This is a genomic window from Aquabacterium sp., from assembly GCF_049274795.1.
In the GTDB taxonomy this organism is placed as follows: domain Bacteria; phylum Pseudomonadota; class Gammaproteobacteria; order Burkholderiales; family Burkholderiaceae_C; genus Aquabacterium.
In genome coordinates this window covers 1-3,375 of record NZ_JBASTH010000064.1, presented here as the reverse complement: position 1 = coordinate 3,375, position 3,375 = coordinate 1, and the positions used below count along the sequence as shown (strand labels likewise).

4 protein-coding genes are annotated in these 3,375 nt (G+C 62.0%); 3 read left to right on the top strand and 1 reads right to left on the bottom strand.

Annotated elements, in window-relative coordinates; genetic code table 11:
- Positions 1 to 71 precede the first annotated feature (71 nt).
- The 3 genes from WAQ08_RS09460 to tnpC all read left to right on the top strand — a co-directional run bounded on the left by WAQ08_RS09460 (position 72) and on the right by tnpC (position 2,480).
- On the top strand, positions 72 to 437 hold the full coding sequence (locus tag WAQ08_RS09460) for a transposase (RefSeq protein WP_422191267.1): 366 nt from the start codon (positions 72 to 74) through the stop codon (positions 435 to 437).
- A 15-nt stretch (positions 438 to 452) separates the two neighbouring features.
- Positions 453 to 788, top strand: a complete 336-nt coding sequence (gene tnpB, locus WAQ08_RS09455; protein WP_422191265.1) for an IS66 family insertion sequence element accessory protein TnpB — start codon at positions 453 to 455, stop codon at positions 786 to 788.
- 123 nt (positions 789 to 911) lie between these two features.
- On the top strand, positions 912 to 2,480 hold the full coding sequence (tnpC, locus tag WAQ08_RS09450; RefSeq protein WP_422191263.1) for an IS66 family transposase: 1,569 nt from the start codon (positions 912 to 914) through the stop codon (positions 2,478 to 2,480).
- Between the two features lie 342 nt (positions 2,481 to 2,822).
- Here tnpC and WAQ08_RS09445 read toward each other — a convergent pair whose 3' ends face one another.
- Positions 2,823 to 3,248 carry a hypothetical protein gene (locus WAQ08_RS09445; RefSeq protein ID WP_422191261.1) on the bottom strand — a complete coding sequence of 142 codons (426 nt, stop codon included), beginning with the start codon at positions 3,246 to 3,248 and terminating at the stop codon, positions 2,823 to 2,825.
- Between the last annotated feature and the right edge of the window lie 127 nt (positions 3,249 to 3,375).

The following is a 3,375-nucleotide window of genomic DNA, read 5'->3' as shown; positions in this document are numbered from 1 at the left end:
GTAAGCGTCCGGTGAAGGCATCTTGAGAGCCCAAGCCTGAACCGTGAGGATAGTGTCCACCAAGGAGATAAGTGGACACTATGCAGAGCACGCAAACTAAGCGCACCCGGCGCCGTCACGCACCTGATCTCAAGCGCCAGGTGGTCCTGGCCTGTCAGCAACCTGGCGCATCGGTTGCCGGTGTGGCGCTGGCCCATGGACTCAACGCCAACCTGGTTCGCCGTTGGCTGCAATGCGAGCACAAGGCGCCTGGTGCGCTGTCGGTGGTCGGCGCGCCATCAGGCGCGTTTGTCGAAGTGCCCATGCCACGCGCCAGTGCTCCCACCCCCGAGCCAATCCGTCTGGAGCTTCGCCGAGGCGCCAGCACCGTGAGCCTGCAGTGGCCTGCAACAGCTGCCGCCGATTGCGGTGCCTGGTTGCGCGAGTGGCTGCGATGAGACGGGGGCGCCGACATGATCCGCATCGACTCGCTGTGGCTTGCCACGGCACCACTGGACATGCGCGCCGGGCCCGACAAAGCCCTGGGGCGGGTGGTCGAAGTCTTTGGTGCCGCACGCCTGCATCACGCGTACCTGTTTGCCAACCAGCGCGGCACGCGCATGAAGGTGCTGGTGCACGACGGCCAGGGCCTGTGGCTGCTGGCGCGGCGCCTGCACCAAGGCCGCTTCGTCTGGCCGCAGGGCGAGCTGGCTGCGCACATCGAGCTCAACCAGGCGCAGTGGCAAGCCTTGATCATGGGCTTGCCCTGGCAGCGCCTGCAGGCCGACGGCGCCATTCGGGTGGTGTGATGGCGCACTGGCTCAGCTGTTCATCGGGCGGCTGGATGCCATTGCCGAACATCTCGACATGTGTGGCGCAATCCCTCAAGCCTGCGATGGCCAACAAGCCAGATGGCAGTGATGATGACGGCCATGGTCATCGATCCCCAACAACTGCAGCACATGGACGCGCAGCAACTGCGCACCCTGGCCGAGGGCTTGATGACCAAGCTGGTGGACAAGGATCAACAACTCGTCAGCAAGGATCAGGAGATCCACTTCAAGCAGACCAAGATCGATTTGCTCACGCACGAGATTGCCCGCTACAAGCGCCTGCAGTTCGCAGCCAAGAGCGAGAAGCTGCAAGCCGATCAGCGCAGCCTGCTCGACGAATCACTGGACGCCGATCTGGCCGCATTGGAGGCCGAACTCCAGGCGCTGAGCCCAGCACCAGCAGAGCCAAGCGACACCGCCGACACACCCAAGGCCAAGCCCCGTCGCACGGCGCTGCCTGCGCACCTGCCACGCGTGGAGATCAAGCACGAGCCCGAGAACACCGCCTGTGGCTGCGGCTGCCAGATGAAGCGCATTGGCGAAGACGTCAGCGAGAAGCTGGACTACACGCCCGGCACCTTCACGGTGGAGCGCCATGTGCGCGGCAAGTGGGCCTGCGCGGCCTGCCAGAAGCTGGTGCAAGCCCCCGTGCCTGCACAGATCATCGACAAGGGTATCCCCACCTCGAACCTGCTGGCCAACGTGCTGGTGGCCAAGTACGGCGACCACCTGCCGCTGTACCGCCTCGAAGAGATCTACGCCAGAGAGGGCGTGCCACTGCCGCGCTCAACGCTGGCGCAGTGGGTGGGCCAGTGCGGCGTGCAACTGCAACCCCTGGTCGATGCACTCAAAGCAGAGATGCTGACCCACACGGTGCTGCACGCCGACGAGACGCCCGTGGAGATGCTCAAGCCGGGCACCGGCAAGACACACCGGGCCTACCTGTGGGCCTACAGCCCCGGCGCATTCGAGCCCATGAAGGCCGTGGTCTACGACTTTGCAGAAAGCCGCAGCGGCGAGCATGCGCGAGCCTTCCTGGGCGATTGGCGCGGCAGCCTGATCTGCGACGAGTACGGCGGCTACAAGGCCAGCTTCGCCAAGGGCATCACCGAGGTGGGCTGCATGGCCCACGCACGGCGCAAGTTCTTCGACCTGCATGCCAATGGCACCAGCCAGATTGCAGGGCAGGCCTTGCAATACATCGGCTTGCTCTACGACATCGAACGCGAGGTCAAGAACCTCAGCGCCCAAGACAGACAGGCCATCCGGCAGGAGCAATCAAGGCGCATTGCCAACGCCTTGCACGAATGGATGCTGGCGCAACGGGCCAAGGTGTTCTCAGGTGCCACAGCCAAGGCGCTGGACTACAGCCTCAAACGCTGGCAGGCGCTCACGCGCTTCATCGACGACGGCAGGCTGCCCATCGACAACAACTGGATCGAGAACCAGATGCGCCCCATCGCGATTGGACGCAAGAACTGGTTGTTTGCAGGCTCGCTGCTGGCAGGCCAGCGTGCGGCCGCCGTCATGAGCCTGATCCAGTCGTCCAAGCTCAACGGGCACGATCCGCACGCCTACCTGCGCGATGTGCTGCGAAGGCTGCCCACGCACAGGGCTAGTCAAATCAGCGATCTCTTGCCGCATCGCTGGGGGCCTGCGGCCGTTTGATTCCAGCATGTTGACGGGATGTCAACATGCGTTCGCCGGACGCTTACGCTACATGCGGCCTATTGCCCGCAGTTCTTCGCAAACCTATCGTGGTCAGGCCCTCGTGCATTCAACAACCGCGCGCCAAAGCCATCTGAGCACGGCATTCAGTAGCCATTAACAGAGGTGACTCACTGGCCCCAAAACGATTGCAGACTTCCGCAGCAACAATGGGACGGGCATTCGCAATATGTGTGGCCGCTTTGTGATGCTGAGCCGCGAACTCAAGCTTTCAATAAGTCAGGCAATGGTGACCATTGACGGTTGCACCTCCCATGTGCATGAGGCATAGGCAACGGCCCATCACATGGAGGAACGATGTCGAGCGAATAGAAGGGCCCCAATCGCCTCGATGACCTGAGCCAGCACTGCTGCAGACGCGTCACTGCCATCCCACACCTTTTCCAGAGCCTGCTGAATGCGAACGTGACCAAGTGGCCCTGCGGCGTGATGTTGCTCGTTTATGCAGTTATCAAGACGAATGCCTGCATAAACCAGCAGTGGGCGCATGCTCTCTGTGACGTTCTTGGTGCGACCAGCAAGGAAGCGTTGCACCGTGGACTGGCTGACGCCTTGCTCCTTGGCAAAGCAGTTCGCGTTGCTGTCAATGCGTTCCAGATAGTCGGCCAACTCACGACGCAAACGCGGTAACTCTGCATTAGGTGGTTTGGCAATTCTTGGCATATTGTGCATAATTATATGCATTACCAAGAAGGTGTGCAGATTCAATGTAAGCGTCCGGCGAACGCATGTTGACATCCCGTCAACATGCTGGAATCAAACGGCCGCAGGCCCCCAGCGATGCGGCAAGAGATCGCTGATTTGACTAGCCCTGTGCGTGGGCAGCCTTCGCAGC